The organism is Chroococcidiopsis cubana SAG 39.79 (assembly GCF_003991895.1).
In the GTDB taxonomy this organism is placed as follows: Bacteria; Cyanobacteriota; Cyanobacteriia; order Cyanobacteriales; family Chroococcidiopsidaceae; genus Chroococcidiopsis; species Chroococcidiopsis thermalis.
This window is the reverse complement of sequence record NZ_RSCK01000001.1, coordinates 73,139-89,186: the sequence shown is the minus strand read 5'-3', so window position 1 is coordinate 89,186 and position 16,048 is coordinate 73,139. Positions and strand designations below refer to the sequence as shown.

The window sequence follows — 16,048 nt, the reverse complement described above, 5'->3', positions numbered from 1 at the left end:
GATGAACGTTGCTACGATAGATCAAGTGTTATCGGAGTTCTCAACTGAAGAAAAAGAGAAAATTACTCAACTGATTTTGCAATCGGGCATTAATCCTCGCGATCCTTTGATCGTGACGATGGCAACTCTAGCAAAAATAGATAGTCGCATCGACAAAATTCCAGAATCTTTGGGAACAATAGTTAGCACTTGGACGGAAACTATTGACACTAAATTATCGCAGATCTTTCGGAGCGCAGTAGTGCAGCAGAAAAAAGCACTCCTAGAGACTGTTAAGGAGCTGCTAAATAAATCTTCTCCGACTCATTTTGCTAGTTTGCCCATGCTGCACTCACTATATTTGGTTGCAACTTTAGGAGGTGTATTGGCTCTAGGAACTGTTATCGGTACATTTATTTCTGCCAATACAATCGTTAAATTTGTTGCTCCCAGCAATTTAAGTTCTCAAGATAAAACTTTGCTACAATGGGCGCGGTCGGCTGAAGGCAAGCAAGCTAAAGACCTTCAAAAGATTAATGCAGATGCAATATCTTTCTGCAAAAAGCAAGTAAAAGAATTGAAAGGAAAGTGCGTGATATCCATCCAAAAATGAGGTTCTTTCGCTCTTTTGATGAAAGGGGGCGAGAGCGAAAGAACCTAAATAGCGCCTTACACGATGCCTTAGAACTACTATGAATAATAGAATATTTCATTCATTATTCAGTCAAAGTCCAGAATTATGCCTTTAGCGACAACCCTGCCTGGTCCGTCTAGCTACATTGCCTTCTCAAAAGCCTATCGGGATGACCCTCTCGGAGCGTTTGGTCAAGCCTGGAAAACTTATGGTGACTCGATTCGATTCACAGCACTTCCAGGAGTGGATGTGTATTTTGTGGTGCATCCCGATACCGCAGCGCATGTCCTGACGAGTCACGGGCAGGCGTATCGCAAGGCTCCCAGCGTTCATCAACCGTTGAGTTTGCTCCTGGGAAATGGCATCTTGATTAGCGAGGGAGAAAGCTGGCTGCGGCAACGACGGCTAATGAATCCCGCTTTCCATCGGCAAAGTATTATAAATTTGGCATCGGTCATGACTCGCCTCGCCCAAGAGCGGGTCCAACGGTGGGAACGCTATCCTACTGGTAGTACGCTTGATGTTGCTGAAGAAATGCAACAATTGACGCTGGAAATTGTTGGAGAAGCGTTGTTTAGTACAGGGTTAGAAGCGCAGAGCGATTCGTTTTCCACTGCGTTTCGTCGTGCCGCAGAATTTATTAACGATCGCATCAATGCCCCGTTCAAAATGCCGATGTGGGTTCCGACAAAGCCGCATCGACAGTTTATGAAAAACCGCGCTCGCTTGCAGCAAACTGCTATGCATCTGATTGGGCTGCGGCGACATCAAGAGAACGTGCCGCTCGATCTGCTCTCGATGTTAATGGCTGCCCAGGATGCAGATACAGGGTCGCAAATGAGTGACTCAGAACTTTTAGATGAAGTCATGACCCTATTAATCGCAGGTCATGAAACCGTTAGCGTCACGCTTTCTTGGGCATTCCATCTTCTGGGAAATCACCCCCAAGTGTTGCATCAATTGCAAGATGAACTGGAAACTGTCCTGAAGGGAAATCCGCCTAGTGCAGAGGATTACATGCAGCTTCCTTACACTCGAATGGTCGTTGAGGAAACGTTGCGTTTGTATCCTCCAGTTTGGGGGCTTTCCCGCGAAACGACAAAAGCAGATGAAATCCAAGGCTATTCCATTCCGCCAAGATCGTTTGTCATAGTCGGCACCTATTTCACCCATCGGCATCCTGAGTTTTGGACTGCACCGGAGCAATTCAATCCCGAACGGTTTATAGAGGATGAAGTCTCAAAACGGCACAAGTTCGCGTACCATCCTTTTGGCGGAGGACCGCGAATCTGTATTGGCAATCAATTTGCCCTGATGGAAGCAACCTTAATCCTTGCGACTTTAGTTCAACGGTTTCACTTAGAGCCAGCTTCGGCTCAACCTGTAGAAATCGATCCAACCTTCACTTTGCGCCCCAAAAACGGGCTGACAATGAGGCTAGTGCGACAATAGCCCGAATATGCAGAAACTCGATCCCGAAAAGAAACAGTCCATCATTGCCGCAGCTAGAAGCCGTTTCCATCGTTATGGCATTCAAAAGACGACGATGCAGGAAATTGCCCGAGACGCAGGGCTATCGGTGGGCACGTTGTACCTTTACTTCAAAAATAAAGATGAAATCCTGCTCGCTTGCACCCAAGTGTTTCGGTCAGAACACGAGCGTGCTGCACGTCTAATTTTGCACTCAGATCGTGCGGCTGACGAGAAATTGCGGCACTACATTCTCGACCGATTTCGCGCGGCTAAAGCGACTCGTGAGGGAACAGATTGCGCGGCAGAAATTGCCAGAGCAGTGATTCGCTTAGATCCTCATCGCATCGAAGCGGAAGCAAGCTTAACGATGTTGACGATCGGGCAGATTCTTCAGCAGGGCTGTGAAACAGAACTATTTCATCACGTCAATTTGGCAGTAGATGTCGAGGTGTTTGCCTATTCCATTGCTTACTTTTTTCCCATTGCTGGAAAAGAACCCGATCCGCCGCCTGAAGAAGAAAAGCTCCTAGCGATCGTCAATTGGTTTATTGCTCAATGGCAGCGTCCTTAGATATTTAGCTAACTTGTCGATCGATTTTCGAGTCTTCCGCAATTTTTGCCAAGAGCCAAAATTGTGTAATTATTATTTCTATTAGCGTGAATAGAGTGAGCGATAGGTGCGGATGAGCTACGATTGCGCTATCAGCACCAAATTCTCATACCATGCGTCCTGTATGTCAATCGTGGCACTTGTCATAATTTTCAAAGCATTGTAATTCCACTACTAATGGAACGATCGCGCGATCGCTATTCCCAAACCTTACTGCTCAAGTTTTTATTTATGGAGACAATTGCAACAAATAGCATTGCTTGCTTATTACTGTCGAGAGCTTGAGTTTGATGCTCTTTACTATTCTTTATTGTATTTTCGTCTAATTCTAGCTATGGTTTCCGTATCGACCAAACCTCTTTCTATAGCCACGCGCATGGCTTGCGTTCGACTATTAACATTGAGTTTTTGAAAGATTTTGTGCGTGTGAGTGCGTACCGTTCCAGGAGATATACATAGATTAGTAGCAATTTCTTCATTGGACATACCCGCGCAGATCAGTTGTAGTACTTCGAGTTCTTTTGCTGTCAGTCGATCCGGACGTAGCATGTATTGGTAAAAATTTTGTTCGCTAAATTGAACGACTTCTTTTCTATTCGTTCTAAATTCTTCTACTATTGGCTTGCTAATCTTAGAATCTACCCACGATTCTCCCCTAGAAGTTGCATATACTGCTTCCAACAACTTTTCGTCTTCTGCTAGTTTTGAGCAGTAAGAGTCAGCGCCATTACCAAAAGCAGATTTAACGATCTCTTTTTGAGTTTCACCCGATAAAACGATGACTTTAATATTACTGTATTTATACTTAATTTCTTCAGTAAGTTCTAAACCATTCTTGTCCGGTAGATTAATGTCAATAATGACGATATCGGGTTGGTGTAATTCAACCAGATTTAGTCCCTCTGCTGCTGTTGCAGCTTCTCCACAGACCTGAAGATCGGCTTTGGTAGATAGCAATGTGCTAATTCCGAACCTCGTAATCTTATGATCTTCTACCAGCACTATTTTTATTGTTTGCGTTGCTATGCTTGTCATACGTACTTAACCACTCCTGCTTCATCACAGTTATAACAAGCATCTATCTAAAGGTATAAATCTTTTACCTTAGCTATAATAAAATTACCTACGTCCTAATCATTTCTTTATATAGATTTTTGCAGCAGTCGCCTCAAATCGCAGAGCGAGCGATCGTCTATCTCTTTCATGGCTAGCGACTACTGGCAACCAATCGGAAAAACTACTGACATTCAGCGCCGCTAGATTTTTCAGCGATTGCACTGCTGACATACTACTGAGCGAGCAAATACGATCTTGATGGATGTGAATGATGCGCCTATTACATTAAGTAGCGCACTTGGAGGAGTGAGGTCGGACATCAGGTATGAAATCGCTAGCACTAGATCGATTGAAGAAATTACAACTTGACAAACTCGCACACGAACTATGGGCGTTGAAGGAGTTGATAGAAGAACAACTCGCCTCTTGATAGTAGTCCGTCAGCTTTGATTTGATAGTTAGTGATTTTGCGAAAGCAGTTTTTGGCAGTTTTTCCACGGCTAAGTCATCTATCTAGGACTTACGCAGCCGATCCCCCAACCCAGTTATAAAGGGGGCTTTAAATGCCCTCCCTTAAAAAGGGGGGCGGTGAGTGGGGAGCGAGATCTCAGATTTCAAGTGCGTAACTCCCGCTATCAATTCTTTCTTGATAGACCACTGGGTTTGATCGAGAAAAAAGCCAGGAGCCAGGAGTCGTGTGGGACAAAAAAGCTCTTGGAATTTTTGATGTCTAAGGTTACGAACCGGAGCCAAATCAAAGAGCTTGAGGGGAAATTTGCGTCGAGGAGTTCCAATCCCCGACTTTCTTCCTCAGCTTGCCATGTAGTAGCTTGCTACCATGCTGCAACAGTTGGACGTAAGCGTTGCGAGTAGGTATCGCAGTAATAATTTATCGAGCGAGTAACAGCTGGATCAGACGTGCATGGTACAAAGCACTGTGACTAGCCGAGCTAAATCTCGACAGTTAAAAGCGACCTGCGGCTGAGCGAGCATCGGGAGTTTACGCCCAAGCGCAACTGAGCGGCTCGATTGGCAATATTTCCTTTATAGTCGTCTCTTGTCAATTTCAAAAATTAGAAATGGAAAATATAGCTTTGTTCAGGGGTGAAGATAGTAGCGATGAGTTGGCAGATATTCTATCAAAAGATTATAACGTTGTAGAATTTGATACTGTATACAAATTTTTATATCTTTGCCGTCATAGCTTCGTTGGTTTATTAGTAATAGATTCTAGCTTTGAGGAAGATATTTGTCTTGTCATTTCTACTTTGAGAAAGCTATTTACAGAACGTATACCTATTTTATTAGTATGCCATCCCCAAGAATTAAAAGCTATTAATCCCACCCAGAGCGATATCGATAGCTTTGTTTTATATCCAGTGAATCGAGCCGAGCTAAAATTAAGAATCGATTTATTGTTTCGATTCAGTCATTTCGTGCAAGATAAGCTGCAAGACATTCGCCACCGTGATGAATTCTTTGGTAGGATCGGTCACGATATGTCTAATCCTTTAGTAGCCGTTAATCGAGTCCTCAAGCATTTGAATCAAGGTTTATACGGTTGTTCGTTAGCAGATATTTCTTCCGTAGTTGACAGTGTAATTGAGAATAATAATGCATTGTTAAAGTTTTTAGGTTCTATGTCTTCACAGGCATACTTATCTGCATTAGAATGCGATTATCAAAAAGTTGAATTGGTCGATATAAAAGAAGTTATGACTACGGTTGCCAAGCAAACGCAGCCGCTAGCACAAACAAAAGAATTAGAATTGAAAGTAGAATTTGCCACCGAGTTTGTTAGCGGTACTAGGATTTGGGCAGAGCCAACCTTGATTTGGCGAATGGCTTTTAACCTCGTACACAACGCAATTAAATACACCAATAGAGGTTGCATTCTTCTATCCCTTTACAATTTAGAACGAGATTTGGTATTGCACGTAGAAGATACGGGTGTAGGGATCGGTGAAGAACAGCTTCGGTTTTTGGTCGAACCAGTGGTATCTATTGGTAGGCAAGGCTTGAGAATGGGGTTGCGAGCGATCGACTCGATCGCTCAAGTGCATCAAGCCAACTTACAAGTGGCTTGTGCTTTGAGTGGAGGTACTGTATTTTGCATTCCGTTTAGGCAAAACTCCGATTGTAGCTATGGTATCGAGAAATACTTGATGCAGGATCATTCCTACTGAAGGATTCCCCTGTACATCCTATTCGGTATAATATAATACTAATTCAATTGGTTATTGTAACCCATGTCGGCGAAAGGTTCTGCTAATAAGCTCGATCTCTTCTTATCCAAATTAGAAGATTTAATTTGTTGGTCGCTGTTTGGGATATTGCTAGTTGTCGCCGCGCACGCGCTCTTGCTGTCGCAGATTGCTGCATGTTATTACGCTGCTACTGCCGTGCTGATTTTTCCTCGCACTCCTTTACAGAGTCACCTGAGAGTAGCTTTAGTTGTTTTAGCTTTTATTATTGGCATAGTATTCGGTTTGATTTGACTTAGTTTGACGAGCTTGCCAACAGCATTGATTCGGGAGAAATTAAAAGTATCAATCTCCCATTTCCGGTTGCGATTTTTTTGATTTTAAAGCTCTTTGTTCTGCTTCAGCTATCGTCAAAGCTCTAAACTTGTCTAATTCTTCTGCTTGAATATCTGCTGAGCTACTAGCAGGGAGACCAGTTGTTGTTTCTGCTGACTGGCTGTTGTCTGGTGTTGCTATTTGTTTTGGTTTATCTTTGGAGATAAATCGACGGAAGGCTAAACGAAGAAAATCTGCGAACGGTTCTTGCTGCTGTTCTAGTGTAGTGTTAATGTGTTGTCTGTTTGCCGAACGCTCTTGTAGCAGCGTTGCAGTATTACTATTGCTGTCATTCGCGTCAGATTTATCTTTGTCAGCTTCTACTTCAAGCGTTTGGTTGTCTGTGCGCTCGTAGCGTCGTTCCTTACCGGAAAAGCTCTCTCGTTCTGCTAACTTTATTTCCAGCAGTTCTACTTTAGTACTAATGTTTTGGATATAGAGCGCTAGGTCTGCGATCGCATTTTCTTGAGTGCGGCGATCGAGGGTTTCGACGCTTTCATAGTTTGGTGGAACATCTGATGCTATTTTAGAAATAATTAATGCCACTTGTTCGTAGGGCAGATTTAGACGAGAACAGAGAGTGGTAAAAGCTAGCTCGGAACTAAGAACTGGAGTAGTTTCGCTCATGGTATTTTTATGGCTCTAAAAGATTTTTTTGAACGTTTTTGAGGGCAGAATCGATTTGTGCTTCTGCTATTCTGAAATACTCTGTAATTTCTGGTGTCAATCGTTGTTGGTGAATTTTACCATCTTGAATGTCGAGAATTTTATTGCCATTCTTATCTGAAATCGACAAATTTTGTTTTTGGCTGTCAAGCAGTACGTCGTATTGTTTGCCAATTACTTGCAGGGAATTATTTGGCAGGCAAGTACCAAGAGTTTTGGCAATTTTTTCAGCACGATAAGCTAATTCGTTTGCCATGCAAAGCGTTGCTATGTCAGCTTGCATTGTCGAGCGAGCCTTGTCACTCAACCTTCCAGTTGCTTCCCATTCTGCTTTTACTGCCTCAATGCGTTGGATGTATGGAGGAGACTTGTCGAGAATTGCAGCTACCTTCAGCCAATTATCAATACTTCTTCTGTCGGTGATGACGGCAAGATTTTCGCTGCCAGACTCGTTCCAACTTAAAACGCTATGCATTCCAGCTAGGCTCGGTTCGGAAGTTAGGAGCGCGTTGGAGTCAGGAGCAGCGGTAGCAGGCGTGGAAAGGGTAGTTTCGCAAGTTTGCGTGTATCCTCTCATCAGAGCGCGTAGAAAAGGAGATCGATCGCCTCGACCTTCCCAATAGCTGTCGTGCGTGGCGGTGACGTAGTGGGTGCAATTTTCCAACCACTGGACTCCGCCGCGTTCGGCGATCGCTTGATAAAGTTTGGGGTGTTGAGAGAGTTTGGCTTGAATAATTTCTGCCATCAGTTCGATCCGTTCTTCGCCTAGTGGTAGTGCTGTTTTGTAGTGTTGGTACGCTTGTTCGGCAGAGGCAAAAGGAACGCCAGCTGGTTTGTCTTGACTGTAGGTTTCAGGTCCGTAAGTACCAGCTTTCACTTCTGGATTATCTCGGAAGGAAACAGGGTAGTCACCTTGGATACGTCCTTTGGCTTTCGATTTGACTGTGGGATTTGTCAGAGCTGCCCCTAAAGGGTCTTGGCTGCCAGAGCTAATGTTGATGCCAGGATGTACTTGCGATCGCAGTGTTGGTGGAGCATTTGCTCGCTCCGTTTGCTGTAACGCTGGAAATGGGACGATTTTGTCGTCAATGTAATCGCCCAGCGGTTCCATAAATAGACCGTAGATTTTCCCCTTATTGGCTTGAGTTTGGGTGAGTTCCTTGACTGAATGTTTTTCCCAGGCTGCCCAGGCTTGCTGGTAGGTTGGATCGGCGATCGCTTCGGTTGAGATCTCGTACTGCTTGCCAGCGCGGAATGCAACTTGCCGTCCATCTTTACCTACAGCAATAGCAATATCGCCTTCTTTGATACCGTATGCTTTTTCATAATCAATACCTCTAGTGGTATGCACTCTGCCATATCCCCGCATGGCATCGATAGTCGTATTAACGGGTAGGGTTTTGGGTTCATCGTAGGTGTGAAGGTCATATACCATTGGGACTGGTTTTCCAGAGATTATTGGATCTTCTGGTATTTGGGGATTAGTAGCGCGAGTGGCAGTTTGGTTGCCATATGCAACAATCTCTCGAATGCTAAGTTGAGAATTCTGTTCTGCTGTTGGCTGTCCTGTAGAAACAGTGATTGGCTCTCGCTGTGTATCAGTAAAGCTGGCATCTGTAGCTTGGGTTGCAACCGGATTATTACTATCGGATGATCTGCCAGTAGGCTGTTGAGGTGCTGCTGGCGTGTTTTCTGCGACGGTGAATTCCATTTGTCCGAGCAATTCTTTAGGTCTTGTAGGCAGGCGATCGATAATTTGCTGATATTCACTTTTCGTTGATGTATTAGCTTGAGACATGAGACTGTCAAACTGACTGAGGTTTTCATTCAATTCATTTAGTTTTTGCTCGTACTGCTCGTAGCCTTCTACAGTGCTAACGTCAATTGCTTCTCCTAATTTAGATATAATTTTTTGCTGAATAAATTGAGCGTTCGACTCATTTTTATCGATAACAAACGCGATACAATTATTTTCAATAAAAGATTTGCTTTTAATACCTTGGGAAGATAACCAACTACTGACTGCAATACTGTCTTGAGCAGGTATGACTAATCCATAAGCTTCCGATCGAATAATGGTATTGGCATTACTACTTGAGTAACTCTGATGAGGATTATAAAACAAGATAGATTGCTCTGTAATAGGAATATCTACTACATGCGGCGTTGCATCTGCTACTTTGCCAAATTTAGTGTTAAGGTTTTCAAGGATTTCTGGACGAATGGTGCTACCAGAGAGCATGAATACTGCCAAGCCTTTTTTACTTTCTCTTTTAGCTTCTGTTAGCGGAAGCTGAGAGTATTCAATCCCTACTTTTGTCAGCCAACCACTAACTGTGTCAACTTTACGACTATCAACAGCTAAACCTACTAAACCGAGCATTTTATCTTCTTGGCTTTGGAAGAGTATTGTAGGGCGCTCTGTAATGACATTGTGGATTTGGCTATGAATTTGCTGTCGATTTTTTTGGTTGAAGTTTTGCTGAAGATCGATTGTGGTATTTAATGAGCTTTCTTTTACCCATGTTTCTGGATACTGGACGGTAGTACTGTCTACTGTGACAATACAGCTAGTAAAGTTACTTTGTATCTTACAGGGTAGCGTACTGCTGCTACCATTAAATAGCCCTGCCGTTTTTAGCGCATTGAGAGCAGCTACAGATTCTTTAGTGTTGTTTAGTACGCCAACTGTTTTATTGTCAATTGCAAAGAAAACTCTTTCTTTGTATCCCCTGGAAGAAGCAGAGAGCGTTCTAAATTCTCGGTCGTCATAACTAACTCCTTTAAATTCATCATTGATTTTGTTAATTTTTAGTAAGCTACCATTTGGTGTTTCAGCAATTAAGTAAGCCCCCGCACCTTCAGTAACTATAGATTTAAATTTAAGCCTTAGCTGGGTACTACCATTTTTATCAAGTTTAATCCATCCTTTTGCTTCAGCTTCTTGAGCTGATTCTGCATCGATACTGCCAAATCTTTTCCCGTCAATATAAATATCTATTTCGTTATTCTTTGGGACTTTACCGCTGACAATCTGGAGTTTTACTGTTTCTCCATTAAAGTTTGTATCTGCATATTGAAACTTTTTAATCTCATTAATTTTGAAACTAATTTCTGGCTTACCAGGAACTTGAACGATGGCTGTTGCTGTAGCGGCTTTTTCGAGGACAACGCTGACAGCGGCAGTCGTGCCTAGAGGTAGCCTTGGTGTTTGAGCTTGCAGTATGCCAAGAGTAGTATACTCGCCATTCTCGTACTGAATTTTTACAACTCTTTCGCCATTTTCTAGATCGAACTTTGCTTGATAAGTTTTGCTATCATTTTCAGACTTTAGAGCTTCGCTTTCTGCTTTTAAACTAACGAGCGTAAAATCTTTAAACTGTAATTCCTTTAATCTTTCAATTAACTCATTTTTAAAAGTGGTGAAGACAAAATTAGAGACTTTGTTAGTGCTATTTTGTACTTTATCTTCGCTATTGTTGATACTTGTCTCGCCTTGCTGTTTAGTGGTTGATATTTCCCAGGTAGCAGCAGCCATTGTCATTCGTTCTGCTTCTGGAACTCCAGAGTAAAAGTTTTCAGCTACTTCTGATGCTTTTTGAAATAAGATTTTAGCTTGTCCTTCCGAGATCTCTGGTCTGAGACCAAAAGCAGTAGATGTAAAGACTGCGCCTGTCTTGAGGTTCAGGTTTTCGCTCTCTTGACTCAGAGTTCCTAGTCGGCGGAAATAGGGTTGACTGTTTTCGTTGAGTTCGCCATTAATTTGAGCTAAGACAATAAATTGATGCGGTCTGTCAAAACTACGCTTATGTTTGGGAATTTCCTCAATTTTAAATTTGATTTCTTGGGCTTGCCATATACCAGGATGGTTATACCTAATTAAATTGGTAACTTCAATTTGTTTGCCACTTTGACCGTTGATGACTAGGTATGAACCCTTCTCAATTTCTCGGCGTTTTTTGATTTGAGTTGCTTTACCGAATCGCTCGTCAAATTCTTTTTTAGCTAGAGTAACTTGTAATTTGTCTTGATGAGTAAATTCAACTGAGTCAAATAGTTTACTAAATTGAGAAGTTGGGCGAGATTCGAGTTTAGCTTGCTCAAAATATTCATTAGTTTTACTAATAATAACTTCTACAGGGGAATAGCCATTAGCCTGGATTCCTCTATCTATGTATACGTTTTTATTTTTCTTATCTCTAATATAGTTGACTTCTCTGTAAAGGTAGCGACTATTTTCAGCGATCGCTTCCATATCTGGTTTTTTGGCACTTTTGAATAAGTCAACGGCAATTTGGTTTTGAAATGCTGCTGATTGAATCATTTTCCGATACATCTGGCTGTTAACGGAAAAAGCTTTTTGGATAATTTCATTATTTCTATTCCTAACAGATGCAAGCTCTACAAATTCTTGCATATATTGAATGTAATCTTGTTTAGCTTGCCGCGTTCGCTCGTTAGGATTTCTTTCACGCTGCTTTTGTTCTGATTGAATAACAGTAGGCAGAATTTTTTTATAGTGCTTGGCAACTGCGTCGAGATATGCCGATTTCTCTTCAGCGGTGCTGTAATTTTTGAGGATAGTAATCTCTGACTCTAGTGCTTCAATCGCGGTGAGGTGATTGTTGATCGTACCAACGCTGATCCCATCGCTCATGTGGATAGCAATTTCTTCAAATTCTGGCTGCGATCCATCTGTCCCGTAAAAAGATTGTTTTTTCAGCTTAGGAGTAGGAGCGTAGGCATTTTCTAGCTGGTTTCTATATTCTGCTTCTTCTGCAAGGTAGGGATAGCATTTAGCTAAGGTAAATCCGATGCAGTCGCCGTCGTAGTCGCGACCTTGCCGTTCTTGCTCTGATTCTAAAACGAGCGATTCAATATTCAGACCTAGTTGATTTAACCGCTCGATTTCTCTATTAAAGTTAATAGCAAACTTTATTTTTTCTGAAACATCTAAAGCATTAATATTGGTATTGAGATAAGCTTGAATCTCATCGCTGTTAAATGTAGCATCTCGTTCTCTTACCTGGGTAACTGCATCTTTAACTTGCAAGAGAATGCGGTTGTAGATTTGAGTGAATGTTTCATCACTAACTGCGATCGCCCCATCCAAAGGATTTCTGTCTGATCCCAGTATGTCTTCTACAACTTTGTTAGTAGAAATGCACAAGCCATTTGAATTGAGGAATGGCGAACGAAAGTTAAGAACTTTTTCTTCTGCGTTATACCAAGGTATGCAGATTTCGCCGTTCTTTAACTCTTTAGAAGGAATCACCATTGCTCGCTCAAATAGTAAACTCTTACCAGTGGCAATGTCCTTCCATTCATTTTGTACGAACCTAGCTAGCTCTTGCTGTACTTTTTCTGTTTCTAAAATTTGGCAATGACTCATCAGGTCGGCTTTGATGAGTCGGTACATAATTAGATCTTCTCTAGGCTCGGTTTCTTCTAAATTACCCTCATGATCTATTTCATATTTTTCTAACTGCTTGCTGTATTGTTCTATAAATTCCGGCAATTGATTCGATTTTATAGCTTGTTTGACATCCTTTTCCAACTGAGTTTTCTGTTCTTCATTAAATTCCTGACGTTTTTCATATTTTTCGCAGTATAACGCTGCTAGTTTTCGCGGATCGTCTTGGGCTTCTTTGAGTCTTTTGGCTTGAGCTTCTAATTCTTCAGCAAAATCTTTGATTCCGATGGGGAATGAAGCTAACATTTGTGAAATAGCGGTTTTTCCTCGTTGGGATTGTGACTTTTCGCCCAGCCAAATCTTTTGTTTATACAATCCAGGCTCTATTTGTGGTTTTAGGGGAGTACCAGGTCTGTCCTTGTCCGTTCCCTTGAAAGAGGATAGAGGTAAGATGAGATCGATTTTTGGCTTGTTGTTTGGCTCTAGATATCTTAGATCGTCTAGGTTGTTAGGTTTTAGAGTGCCTTTGCCAAATCTAAACTGGGTGTCATCGCCATCTTGAGATGTCCAGCCAAAGCGGTGTTGGATGACGCGATAAGGTGCTTTTGTATCGTTTTCTCTATTGGTGAGGCGGTTGTAAATCTCTGTAGATATTTGTCCGTAGCAGTCACCTGTAAGCCTACAAGCTTGTTCGTCATCAATGATGCCACCATTTCTACCACTAGTGTCATCAACAACTAGAATGCTAAGTTCTTCAGTAAGCGCATTTTCGCAAGAGCCAAGGAAAATTGACCCGTAAGCACCCCTGTCTTTGCGGTCGGGGCATAGTTTATCTATAACTTCCAAACATTCTTTGGGTCCGTAGAGTAATCTAGACTTAGATGAAAGGAGTAGTACGTGACTGTCTGGATGGTTTTTGAGTTCTGTGGCTGTTGAAGTTTCATCCATGTGACCGAATGAAAATTCAGTATTGGGAAGAAAATACTCTAGTAACGTATTATTTAATTCTTCATCTAGTAAAGATTCAGCATTATTGAGGTCATTGTCGATGTGAATCCATTGGTTTAGTTTAGTATTGAAATGCTTAGCAGTAATTGTCATAGTTGGACATTTCAACAAGGAGATTTAATAATGGTGCAGTATTCACGCTTAAAACGTTTTTTAAATCAAAATAAAAAGGAAATAAATTCTGACGGTAGTTTGAAGGCAGAATGTGCTGAGGGTATGCGTTCTCGTGGTATGTCAGAAGCAGCTATTACAGATTTTGCTGCCAGATTGAAAGCCCAGTACGAAAGACTGAAGCAGCTTGACGAAACCGACCCCGAACAGTGGGTTGTTTACACTGCCTACGATGTTATCTTCACAGAAGAAGAGAAGCAGCAGTTTAATCCTGATGGTTCTTTGCGCCAGGAGTACCAGCAAGACATGCAACGGCGCGGTTACAGCGAAAATTGGCTGGAAGAGAAAGAGCGTCTGAAAAAAATTGAAGTCGAGAACTTCGAGCAATTGTCGGTGCAATACGCCCAGGTAGGAATTAATTTCCCAGAGCAACAAGCGATCGCTCGTGCTAGTAATTTTGCTCGACTTCAGAATCCAGCTCAAATGTATAGGCTTCGACAAGACATTCGTAATGCCGAAAAGATATCCGAACTTTCTATAGGTTTGGAAAGCGACGATTACGAACAACAGCGCTGGCAGCAGTTTTAACATTCCTTTAGCGATCGCTTTAAATGGGGTCAAAGCGATCTTAAGAGAATTGTTATCTCTACTGGATCTAATAAAATTCTGATTTTATCTCAGATATCTGTTGATTCTCGATCGGGTGATGTAACACTAAAACCATAAATATGAATACAAAAGTGACTGACTGAATGTTAAGAATAAATAGCAAGCGGCTCCCAACCGGATTCATTATCAGAATTTCTATAAAACTTCATTAATAACTGAAGTCAACATCTTTTTTAGCTGCTTTCAATTGTTGTTTTTGCAGTTGTTGAATTGCTGGAACAATCTTATCTAGTATTGTTGCATCTTGCTGGGTCAGTTGCGTTGCTTCTATTTCTTGCCATTGCCCATTGGTGTATGCAGTTTTTAGAAGTTGTTCTCCATTGGAGTTGCGGGTCAAAGTGAGTATATTATTATCGAGCTGGGCTGAATATCTGTTACCGCTAAAGAAAGTCGTGTTAAGTGTCAGAAGGTATGCTGTCACTATAGTAGAGTAATGGGAGTATGACGGTATAGGGCTGATACAAGGCGTAGGGTGGTAGGTGTCCCTAGAGCTACTACCTTCCACGCTTGTTGGTATTGGTTTGACATCGGATTGGGCGATCGCATTTAGATGCGATACAGGAATCTCTGTTTCCTTCTTAGTTTTTGTTGTTTGTTGTCTCTCGTTACCACCTAACTGAGTTTCGTGTATCCAATTGGGAACTCCTGCTAAGTTTACTTCTGCGATCTGTGCTGAGACGATAGGTACTGTGACTTGACTGGGGTTATCTTCAACAGTGTCAGAACGAGCGCCTTTGGCACCATTGCCGCTAGCAATCTCAGTTATGGTAGGGGATATAGTCGATCCCCCTGCTTCGACATTTTGCTTTTTGACATTGCTTCTCCTCTTCTTACCCTTAATGGCTGTTAATTGGGGATGCCGAGCTGCAACAATAGCTGGCATATCTTTAGTTGGATCGAAGGATAAGCCGCGTTGGATTAACTTAGGAAAGGTGTAATTGCTGCCAATAGAATATCCAGCAATCTGCCAACCATCTTTGGAGTAGCTAAATCCACTCATAAATCTGTCGCCAGAAAACTTAGGTAACACTGCAATACCATGTTCCCGTTCCAGGCGTTGAATAAATTGACTGACAGTGGGCGAAGTTGCAACCAGAGCGTCGATGATTTGGGCAAACTGTTGCGTTAGTGACTCCTGATTTGAGGTGTGGTGCTTCTGTCTGATGCTAGGAGCGCGGCGGGTAGTATAACCAGTTTCGATGCCATGTTGTTTTTTAACAGCTGCTGCTACTCTAGAGTTGCTACATAAAAGGATTTCCAACCCATACTCTTGCTCCAACTTGCGGAGGGTAACTTGAGATTTCCACCAGTCCCAAGAATCGTTGACTGTTGTACCATCCATCCTCACCCTACTCGCGACTATATGAATATGAGCGTTGTTTGCGTCGTCGTGGCGAACGACGAGCCACTGACACTCGTGAGTTCCTTCTCCCACAAACCCCATTGCTTGTAGGTAACGCTTGCTAATTTCTGCATATTGCTTGTCTTCTAAACGTTCGCGGTATCCGGCTCTATCTGGCAGCGAGAGAATGATGTGACTACAGGTGCGCTGTACGTTTGGATTGAGGTCGCAAGTGACTCTCAATTGGGCTGCTAGCTGTGCTGGTGTTGTTCCCATCATGTTAGTAGCAATAGTGACAGGATTTTTCCGTTCGTTCAGAACGTAAGCCAACGTTCCCCAGAAGCTTGCGTGCTTGTAGTTCTTGCCTATCACTACAATTATGAGTTTTGTTGAATTAGAGTTGCATTTTATACAATACTATTTTTGCTAGCAGAGTGGAGACAAAATAAACCAGGAAAAATTTCTGGGTTGAGGATTAGTGCTAGTCATGAGAAAGCATAGGATACTC

The 16,048-nt window shown here is 42.2% G+C and carries 11 protein-coding genes; 6 read left to right on the top strand and 5 right to left on the bottom strand.

What is annotated here, in order from left to right; translation table 11 throughout:
• The first annotated feature begins 1 nt into the window (after position 1).
• The 3 genes from DSM107010_RS00455 (at position 2) to DSM107010_RS00445 (ending at position 2,657) form a co-directional block, all read left to right on the top strand.
• Complete coding sequence (locus DSM107010_RS00455) at positions 2-592, top strand: DUF6753 family protein (protein ID WP_106165839.1); 591 nt, start codon at positions 2-4, stop codon at positions 590-592.
• A 126-nt stretch (positions 593-718) separates the two neighbouring features.
• Complete coding sequence (locus DSM107010_RS00450; RefSeq protein WP_106165840.1) at positions 719-2,065, top strand: cytochrome P450; 1,347 nt, start codon at positions 719-721, stop codon at positions 2,063-2,065.
• Between the two features lie 7 nt (positions 2,066-2,072).
• Complete coding sequence (locus tag DSM107010_RS00445) at positions 2,073-2,657, top strand: TetR/AcrR family transcriptional regulator (protein WP_106165841.1); 585 nt, start codon at positions 2,073-2,075, stop codon at positions 2,655-2,657.
• 339 nt (positions 2,658-2,996) lie between these two features.
• On the opposite strand, the gene DSM107010_RS00440 is transcribed toward DSM107010_RS00445, so the two are convergent.
• Positions 2,997-3,731, bottom strand: a complete 735-nt coding sequence (locus tag DSM107010_RS00440) for a response regulator transcription factor (protein WP_106165842.1) — start codon at positions 3,729-3,731, stop codon at positions 2,997-2,999.
• Between the two features lie 99 nt (positions 3,732-3,830).
• Positions 3,831-3,983, bottom strand: coding sequence for a hypothetical protein (locus DSM107010_RS38050; protein ID WP_158631708.1), 153 nt, complete (start codon positions 3,981-3,983; stop codon positions 3,831-3,833).
• Between the two features lie 848 nt (positions 3,984-4,831).
• Between DSM107010_RS38050 and DSM107010_RS00435 the strand changes: the two genes are divergently transcribed.
• Both DSM107010_RS00435 and DSM107010_RS00430 read left to right on the top strand, forming a co-directional pair.
• Positions 4,832-5,938, top strand: coding sequence for a sensor histidine kinase (locus DSM107010_RS00435; protein WP_106165843.1), 1,107 nt, complete (start codon positions 4,832-4,834; stop codon positions 5,936-5,938).
• A gap of 63 nt (positions 5,939-6,001) precedes the next feature.
• Positions 6,002-6,250: a hypothetical protein gene (locus DSM107010_RS00430; protein WP_106165844.1), complete on the top strand. Its 249-nt coding sequence runs from the start codon at positions 6,002-6,004 to the stop codon at positions 6,248-6,250.
• Between the two features lie 51 nt (positions 6,251-6,301).
• Here DSM107010_RS00430 and DSM107010_RS00425 read toward each other — a convergent pair whose 3' ends face one another.
• Positions 6,302-6,958 carry a hypothetical protein gene (locus tag DSM107010_RS00425; protein ID WP_106165845.1) on the bottom strand — a complete coding sequence of 219 codons (657 nt, stop codon included), beginning with the start codon at positions 6,956-6,958 and terminating at the stop codon, positions 6,302-6,304.
• A gap of 7 nt (positions 6,959-6,965) precedes the next feature.
• Positions 6,966-13,511, bottom strand: coding sequence for a hypothetical protein (locus DSM107010_RS00420; RefSeq protein ID WP_106165846.1), 6,546 nt, complete (start codon positions 13,509-13,511; stop codon positions 6,966-6,968).
• 30 nt (positions 13,512-13,541) lie between these two features.
• Between DSM107010_RS00420 and DSM107010_RS00415 the strand changes: the two genes are divergently transcribed.
• Positions 13,542-14,117 (top strand): hypothetical protein, encoded by a 576-nt coding sequence (locus tag DSM107010_RS00415; protein ID WP_106165847.1) that lies wholly within the window; start codon positions 13,542-13,544, stop codon positions 14,115-14,117.
• 229 nt (positions 14,118-14,346) lie between these two features.
• On the opposite strand, the gene DSM107010_RS00410 is transcribed toward DSM107010_RS00415, so the two are convergent.
• Positions 14,347-15,912: a relaxase/mobilization nuclease domain-containing protein gene (locus DSM107010_RS00410; protein WP_241994066.1), complete on the bottom strand. Its 1,566-nt coding sequence runs from the start codon at positions 15,910-15,912 to the stop codon at positions 14,347-14,349.
• Between the last annotated feature and the right edge of the window lie 136 nt (positions 15,913-16,048).

Coding starts and splice junctions, on each gene's coding strand:
- DSM107010_RS00450 (WP_106165840.1), top strand. CDS start 719: ATGCCTTTAGCGACAACCCTGCCTGGTCCGTCTAGCTACATTGCCTTC.
- DSM107010_RS00415 (WP_106165847.1), top strand. CDS start 13,542: ATGGTGCAGTATTCACGCTTAAAACGTTTTTTAAATCAAAATAAAAAG.
- DSM107010_RS00425 (WP_106165845.1), bottom strand. CDS start 6,958: ATGAGCGAAACTACTCCAGTTCTTAGTTCCGAGCTAGCTTTTACCACT.
- DSM107010_RS00455 (WP_106165839.1), top strand. CDS start 2: ATGAACGTTGCTACGATAGATCAAGTGTTATCGGAGTTCTCAACTGAA.
- DSM107010_RS00430 (WP_106165844.1), top strand. CDS start 6,002: ATGTCGGCGAAAGGTTCTGCTAATAAGCTCGATCTCTTCTTATCCAAA.
- DSM107010_RS38050 (WP_158631708.1), bottom strand. CDS start 3,983: ATGTCAGCAGTGCAATCGCTGAAAAATCTAGCGGCGCTGAATGTCAGT.
- DSM107010_RS00440 (WP_106165842.1), bottom strand. CDS start 3,731: ATGACAAGCATAGCAACGCAAACAATAAAAATAGTGCTGGTAGAAGAT.
- DSM107010_RS00435 (WP_106165843.1), top strand. CDS start 4,832: ATGGAAAATATAGCTTTGTTCAGGGGTGAAGATAGTAGCGATGAGTTG.
- DSM107010_RS00445 (WP_106165841.1), top strand. CDS start 2,073: ATGCAGAAACTCGATCCCGAAAAGAAACAGTCCATCATTGCCGCAGCT.
- DSM107010_RS00420 (WP_106165846.1), bottom strand. CDS start 13,511: ATGACAATTACTGCTAAGCATTTCAATACTAAACTAAACCAATGGATT.